This is a genomic window from Alphaproteobacteria bacterium, from assembly GCA_024244705.1.
Classification (GTDB): domain Bacteria; phylum Pseudomonadota; class Alphaproteobacteria; order JAAEOK01; family JAAEOK01; genus JAAEOK01.
In genome coordinates, this window is the sequence record JAAEOK010000004.1 from 1 (window position 1) to 6,679 (window position 6,679).

Below are 6,679 nucleotides of genomic sequence, written 5' to 3' on the forward strand. Positions count from 1 at the left end.
GCAAGTGCGGCGCGATGCCGAAGCATCGGGCAAGCTTGCTGACGCCGTGGCCGGCCGCCGGATGGAAACCCTACGGGACGGTCGGTTTTGGTCGCCGGGGGCGTCGCTCGTCGCTCGATATGCTTCAGCATGTCGTCGCTCTTCGCTCCTGCCCGGCGGCCAAGACCGCTCCGTCAGAATGGCTCCGAGTTCTTTGAAACTGCTCTAGATCCGTGTCGACAACCAGATCGCCAGCCGCGATCCGGCTTTGATCGCGCCGGTCAGCAGTTCGTAGGCGGGCGCCTCCTCGGCGCCCTCGCGCAGCCCGGTATCGCGGTGCTCGATCTCCTCGGCGCGGAATTCCTCGATGGTCTCGCGGAGCGCCGCCTCGTCGTCGCCGAGCAATTCGGCCTGGCGGCTGTAATGCTCGTCGATCACTTCCTCGATGGCGACCGTGCAGGCCATCGCCGCTTTTTCTCCCATCAGGCCGGTTACCGCGCCCAGGGTATAGCCGGCCAGGTGCCACAGCGGCTGCAGCGCGGTCGGGCGCACCCGGCGGTCGGCGATCATGGCGTCGAAGACGTCGAGGTGGCGCTGCTCCTGATCCGCCATGCGCCGGATCACCGCGGCACTCGGGGCGCCGCCGAGAACCGCCAGTTGGCCCGCATAGATGCGCGCCGCGCCATACTCGCCCGCCTGATCGACACGGATCATCCGATGGACCAGCTGCCGTGGCGAGGGGTCGCCGGGCAGGAGGGTTTCGCCGGTTATCTTCGGGCGTTTCGATTCGGTCACACGAAGCTCCTGCTTTTGCCGAACGCCGAGCGCAGCGCGGTCGCCGCCAGCGCCAGGGCGAGCAGCATATTGTAACCCGCCATCGAGATCCCGAACAAAGACCAGGCGACCTCGTCGCAGCGCACCACCGGGGCCGCCAGGATCTGGCTCTTGAGTTGCTCGAGCGAAAGGCCGCCGCCGAGGTTGCCGCCGCACTCCGCCGTTCCCGCCCACCATTGCTGCTCGACGCCGACATGGAACCCGGCGATACCGGCATCGATGATCAGCGCGACGCCGGCCAGGGCGAGCAGCCAGCGCGCGGCGCGGGTTCGCCACAACACGATCGCCAACACGCCGAGGACGATGGCGACCCCGTACGGGTAGCGCTGATAGATGCACAGCACGCAGGGCGCCAGATCGCCGATATATTGGAAGGCGAACGCGCCGGCGAGGATCAGGATGCTGCCGGCGGTGACGATTACGGCGCTGGCACGGACGGTCGACATGACTGCCTCACGATGATAACGGTTGCCCCCTAAATAGGCCGCTCGATGGGCTTGCACAACCGCGACGGAGCTATGATAGCGTGGACACCATGACCGCGGACCGCGATCTTTTCCGCCTGATGTGCCGGCTCGTCGCCGCCGGCGACGGCGCCCCTGTCGACGTGATCGATTGGGACCGTTCGGCGGATTCATGGACGCGCTTGCTTTATATCGCCAACCTCCACTACGCGGCGCCGCTGGTCCATGACGCCGTCACCGCGTTGGACGCGATGGCCAATATGCCCGAGGACGTTGCGGGCTACCTGTCGTCGATTCGCCACGCCAACGCCGAGCGCAACGACCATATTCGGGACCAGATCGGGCACTTCGTGCCGGCGCTCAACGAAATCGGTATCGAGCCCATCCTGCTCAAGGGTACGGCCTTCCTCTATGACGATCCGGGTTATGGCGACGCCCGGATGATGGTCGATATCGACTTTCTGGTGCCGCCGGATTGCGAGCGGGCGGCGTGGGATGCGATGCGCGCCATCGGCTACACCGCCGGCGACGATGACGATTACGCGCGGGCCCACCAGATGAATGCGATCCACCGCCCGGGGGCACCGGCGGTGGTCGAGATCCACCGCACGCCGGGTCCGCAACGGACCCTGCTGACGGTCGAGTCCGCTTTCGCCGACAGTGTGCCGCTCGAACTCGCGGCCGGTCGATGCCGGGCGATGTCGCCGACCCATCGCGTTCTCCACACTTTGTTCCATGGCCAGGTACAGGATTTCCACTACTGGTTCGCACGGCCGCAATTTCGCACCCTCGCCGATTTGCGCCGGTTGGGATCGGCCGCCGGGCGCACCGTCGATTGGCCGGAGATCGAGCGCCGCTTCGCCGCCGCCGGCTACCAGACAATCGTCGACGGCACCGCGGCGCTGATGACCGACTGGTTCGGCGCCGCACCGCTCCCGCCGCGTCCGGTCACGCGCCGCGCCCGGCGCTACGTCGCCCACTGCGACGCGCGGCTCGACCATGCCGAACGCGAACTCGGCTTCTGGCAGCGCTGGATCGGCTGGGCCAGCGTCAATTTGCTGCCGGCGCGGTTGGCCTATCGTCATCGCCTCGAGGGCACCGGTTGGGGTGTGCGGCTGCCAGTCCTCGCTTACCGCCAAGCCGCCTTCGTCGCCAAGATGGCGACCTGGCCGCTGCGCCAGTGGCGACGCAGCCGCGGCTCCTAGAGCGAAGATCGGATCGTGTTCCTCGACGCACCCGATATCCCGGCCGCCACCGATCTTGCCTGCGATCTGTGCATCGTCGGCGCCGGCGCCGCCGGCATCACCCTGGCCCGTGAGTTCATCGGCGCGGGTTGGCGCGTGATCGTGCTCGAAAGCGGTGGGCTGGAACCCGAGGGCCGGGTTCAGGACCTTTACCGGGGCGAGCTCCGCGACCCCTTCTACGAGCCCCTCGACGCCACCCGCTTGCGCTATTTCGGCGGCACCACCAACCATTGGGCCGGCTTCTGCCGCATTCTCGACGCCGTCGACTTCCGCCGCCGCGACGGCTTTCCTCACAGCGGCTGGCCGTTCGGACGCGACGAATTGATCCCATATTACCGCCGCGCCCATCCGATCTGCGGCCTCGGTCCCTTCGCCTACGACCTCGCCGACTGGGCCGACGGCGATTGGCAGGAACGCCTGCCGTTCGATCCGGCGCGTCTGGTCGACGGCGTCTACCATACCAGCGCGCCGCTCCGCTTCGGCACCGCCTACCGCGCGGAGCTCGAGCGGGCGGACGATGTCGAGGTCCATTTCAACGCCAATCTGGTCGACATCGAAACCGGCCCAGCGGCGCGCCATGCCGACGCGCTGGTCGTCGCCACCCTCGACGGCGGGCGCTACCGGGTGCGGCCGCGTCATGCGGTGCTGGCCGCCGGCGGGATCGAGAACGCCCGGCTGTTGCTCAATGCGGACCGGGCGCAGCCGGGCGGGCTCGGCAACGGCCGCGATCTGGTCGGCCGCTATTTCATGGACCATCCCCTGGTCTTCGGTACCGCCGACCTGGTGCCCGCCGACCCCCATATCGGCCTCTACCTCTACGGCGGGGTCGAAACGCCGACCGGCAACATCCGCGCGGTGACGACGATGGCGGAAGCGCTGATCGAGGGCAATCGGCTGCCCAACGTCGTCATCACCTGGACCCTGCACCGCGAGTTCGCCGAAGGCGCCCATTCGGCGAGCGTCATTTACCGTTCGCTCAGGGACGGTTCCCTGCCCGACGATATCGGCCTGCATCTCGGCCGCGTCCTCGCCGACCTCGACGATGTCGCGCTGACCACCTATCGCAAGGTGGCGGGGGCACCGACGCCGCTGACCGCCATGACCGCCCACTGCCGCGTCGAGCCGGTGCCCGATGCCGACAGTCGCGTGACCCTGACCGCCGAACGCGATCCGCTGGGGCTGCGCCGCGTCCGCCTCGACTGGCGGCCCGGCCCAGCCGGTGTCCGCGCGCTGCACAGGATTCTCGAAATGGTGGCGCTGGAGGCGGGACGCACCGGGTTCGGCCGCGCCAACATCAAGCTGGATACGAACGACCCCGATTGGCCCGGTCGCATGCGGCCGAGCAACCACCACATCGGCACCACGCGCATGGACGACGACCCGAGCCGCGGCGTCGTCGACCGCGATAGCCGAATCCACGGCATCGACAATCTCTACGTTGCCGGCAGCTCGGTGTTTCCCGCCGCCGGGCCCAACAACCCGACGCTGACCATCGTCGCCCTGGCGCTGCGCCTGGCCGATCATTTGAAGGCCCGGTTGTGAGCCGGGAGTGGGTCGGTGCCGTCAAGACCGAAAACCCCTCAGAGCGAATCGGTAAAGCCGCGGATCGCCGCCACCGCCGCATCGAGGTCGGACAGCGGCAGCTCATAGAACGGCACCTGGCGGGCGAACGCGACCAGCCGGCCCACGGTCGCCAGGTCGAGCGGTTCGGGAATGGTCAGGCACTGGTCGAACAGGCGCTGCAGGCCGGCAACCGGGTCGAGCGGCGTGAGCGCGGTTTCGCCGTCGGCCGCATAGCGCGGAAAGACGAAGCCCGCGATCGGCCGCCAGTCCGGCCGTTCAAGCGGCGTCGCCGGCGGCAGGTAGCGGACGCGGTGCTGGTAGCGGCGGTAGACCGGGAGCTCGCCGAGGCCGGGATAGAGCGGCGCCAGGACGTCCCAGCTCTTGGTCTTGACGCAGAGCGGGAACGACAGCGGGCGCGCCCGTAGGTCGGCGCCGAGGGCGATCAGTTCGTCGCTGCCATAGGGAAACCCGGCTGCGCTCAGGGCGGCGGTCAAGGTCGTCTTGCCGCTGCCCGAGGCGGCCGGCAGGCACAGCCAGGCCGCCGGGTGGCCGTCGTCGTCGCGAGCGCCGACGCCGACGCTGCCGCAATGGATGCTAAGCACGCACTCGGCGTCCTGCAGAGCGCCGCGCCAGACCAGGCGTTCGAGAACCGCCGCCGGGGTGCCCTCGGTGGCGCTCGAATAGACCGCCTCGCCCTGGTCGCAGCCATAGGCCACGCGGTCCTTGATGACGAACGCCAGGTGGCGGTCCGTCGTGGTGGCCGCCGCCGTCTCGAGCGGGGCGACCATGGGGCGGTAGAGCCGGGCCAACTCGGGGTGGGAAAAGTCGAGCCGCATCACCCGCCCCATGCCGTGGAGATAGACCGTCTCCGCCGGCGCCGCCAGCAGGGCGTCGAGGCCTTCGGGCAGGCTCACCTCGGGGTCGGTTTGGTCGGGGTCGTCGGGCGCCCGCGGCGGCCGGCCGTCGTCGAGCAGGTCGGCGGCGGCGAAGGATTCGAGGATCGCCGCGATCCGCCGCCGCGCCGCATCGAGATCGCCGTCGCCGGCCGCCGTCAGCTCGGCGGCGATTTCCTCGGTGGCGCGGCCGGCCTCGATCTCGAGCCAGCACCAGGCGGCCAGGGGATCGACGGCGTAGAGGTTTTGCGACGGCTCGCTGAACACCACCCCGGCCTCGCCGACGGAGAAGAAGCCGGTCCCCGGACGCGGCGCTGGCGTGGTCTCGCTCATCGCCGGTGCTCCCTCATAGGACGAACTTGATGAACAGGAAGCCGCCGATCAGGGCGACGAAGAACAGCGTCGTCGCCAGCCCCAAATTGCGCTCCAGCCAGTCCTTGATCGGCGGCCCGAAATACCAGATTACACCGGCGACGAAGAAGAAGCGCAGCGACCGCGCCAGCACCGAGGCGACGGTGAAGACGACGAGGTCGAGATGGGTGGCGCCGCTGGCGATGGTGATCACCTTGTAGGGGAACGGCGTGACCCCGGCCATGATCACGATCCACGCTCCCCATTCGTTGTAGAGCGTCTTGAACTCCTCGAACTTGCCCATGACGCCGTAGAATTCGAGGATCGGCCGGCCGACCGCCTCGAACAGGCCGTAGCCGATGCCGTAGCCGGCGAGGCCGCCGATGACCGAGGCCGCGGTACAGGCCGCCGCGATCCGCCACGCCCGCTCGCGCGCCGCCAACACCATCGGGATCAGCAGCACGTCGACCGGGATCGGGAAGATCGAGCTCTCGGCGAAGGAGACCAGGACGAGCGCCCACATCGCGTGACGGTGCCCGGCCAGGCTCAGGGTCCAGTCGTAAAGCCGACGCAGCATGGTTCGCGTTCTGTCCGGATAGGGGCGGGGCGGGTCTCGGTCGGTCGCGGCCGGGTTTAGCAAGCGCCACCGCCGGCGGCAATCGTTTTCGGGGTGTGCGGCGTCGCGACCGGCACGAGCGGCGCCTGGGATGCAGCTCTCGGCGTTGGCGGACACTTGCATGGACCGAGCCGCGCCCATCGCCGACCCAAGGCCATCCCGGTGGGCGCGGCGTCGGTTACGGTTGACCGCCACCGCCGCGCCGCTATCATGCGCGCCTTCCGATCGCCCGGGGCCCCTGTGGCGGAATTGGCAGACGCGGCAGACTCAAAATCTGTTGTCCGCAAGGACGTGGGAGTTCGAGTCTCCCCGGGGGCACCATTGAATCTAATAGATTTTTTGATATCAACGCGTTGGCGCTGTTCTGCAACTATTAAGTCAGGGAAGCAATGGGGAAGCGTGGTGGCCCTAGTTTGGAACTTCGGCGCCGCTCTGACCAACCGGCAAATGTGTCAGAAACGATCTCAGCGTGGATTTCCTCGGCCTACGCCGGAACAGGTCTTCGTCGTAGATCATCAATCAGGCTCAGGATTTTCCGGAACAGTTCCCTCGGCACCGCCACCTCGGCCAATTGGAACGTGACGTACCGGCCATTGGAGTGACCCCCAGGGGCTGGACACCAATCAGGCGGCTGGTTTGACCGGCTGCCGGGCGTGATCCTCCTCGAACTGTTGTGGGCTCCGATATCCGAGCGCGGAGTGGAGCCGTCTGGAATTGTAGACCTCCTCGATGAAA

7 protein-coding genes and 1 tRNA gene are annotated in these 6,679 nt (G+C 68.1%); 3 read left to right on the plus strand and 5 right to left on the minus strand.

Going from position 1 to position 6,679, the window contains the following annotated elements; genetic code table 11:
• Positions 1–204: 204 nt before the first annotated feature.
• Together GY791_00975 and GY791_00980 are read right to left on the minus strand one after the other, a co-directional pair.
• Positions 205–693 carry a demethoxyubiquinone hydroxylase family protein gene (locus tag GY791_00975; GenBank protein MCP4326997.1) on the minus strand — a complete coding sequence of 163 codons (489 nt, stop codon included), beginning with the start codon at positions 691–693 and terminating at the stop codon, positions 205–207.
• Between the two features lie 77 nt (positions 694–770).
• On the minus strand, positions 771–1,259 hold the full coding sequence (locus GY791_00980; protein ID MCP4326998.1) for a disulfide bond formation protein B: 489 nt from the start codon (positions 1,257–1,259) through the stop codon (positions 771–773).
• Positions 1,260–1,339: 80 nt separating this feature from the next.
• Here GY791_00980 and GY791_00985 point away from each other — a divergent pair, with 80 nt between their 5' ends.
• Both GY791_00985 and GY791_00990 read left to right on the plus strand, forming a co-directional pair.
• On the plus strand, positions 1,340–2,482 hold the full coding sequence (locus GY791_00985) for a nucleotidyltransferase family protein (protein MCP4326999.1): 1,143 nt from the start codon (positions 1,340–1,342) through the stop codon (positions 2,480–2,482).
• A 15-nt stretch (positions 2,483–2,497) separates the two neighbouring features.
• Positions 2,498–4,063 (plus strand): GMC family oxidoreductase, encoded by a 1,566-nt coding sequence (locus GY791_00990; GenBank protein ID MCP4327000.1) that lies wholly within the window; start codon positions 2,498–2,500, stop codon positions 4,061–4,063.
• A 38-nt stretch (positions 4,064–4,101) separates the two neighbouring features.
• Here the strand turns inward: GY791_00990 and GY791_00995 are convergent, their stop codons facing one another.
• Both GY791_00995 and GY791_01000 read right to left on the minus strand, forming a co-directional pair.
• Positions 4,102–5,310, minus strand: coding sequence for a hypothetical protein (locus GY791_00995; protein MCP4327001.1), 1,209 nt, complete (start codon positions 5,308–5,310; stop codon positions 4,102–4,104).
• Positions 5,311–5,323: 13 nt separating this feature from the next.
• Positions 5,324–5,905, minus strand: a complete 582-nt coding sequence (locus tag GY791_01000) for a DedA family protein (protein MCP4327002.1) — start codon at positions 5,903–5,905, stop codon at positions 5,324–5,326.
• A gap of 273 nt (positions 5,906–6,178) precedes the next feature.
• Here GY791_01000 and GY791_01005 point away from each other — a divergent pair.
• Positions 6,179–6,265, plus strand: a tRNA-Leu gene (locus GY791_01005).
• Positions 6,266–6,567: 302 nt separating this feature from the next.
• Here the strand turns inward: GY791_01005 and GY791_01010 are convergent.
• On the minus strand, positions 6,568–6,679 hold a 112-nt coding region (locus tag GY791_01010), incomplete at its 5' end, for a transposase (protein ID MCP4327003.1).

Bases quoted from the DNA above. Each gene is read 5' to 3' on its own strand.
- GY791_00995 (MCP4327001.1), bottom strand. From the start codon at position 5,310: ATGAGCGAGACCACGCCAGCGCCGCGTCCGGGGACCGGCTTCTTCTCC.
- GY791_01000 (MCP4327002.1), bottom strand. From the start codon at position 5,905: ATGCTGCGTCGGCTTTACGACTGGACCCTGAGCCTGGCCGGGCACCGT.
- GY791_00975 (MCP4326997.1), bottom strand. From the start codon at position 693: ATGATCCGTGTCGATCAGGCGGGCGAGTATGGCGCGGCGCGCATCTAT.
- GY791_00980 (MCP4326998.1), bottom strand. From the start codon at position 1,259: ATGTCGACCGTCCGTGCCAGCGCCGTAATCGTCACCGCCGGCAGCATC.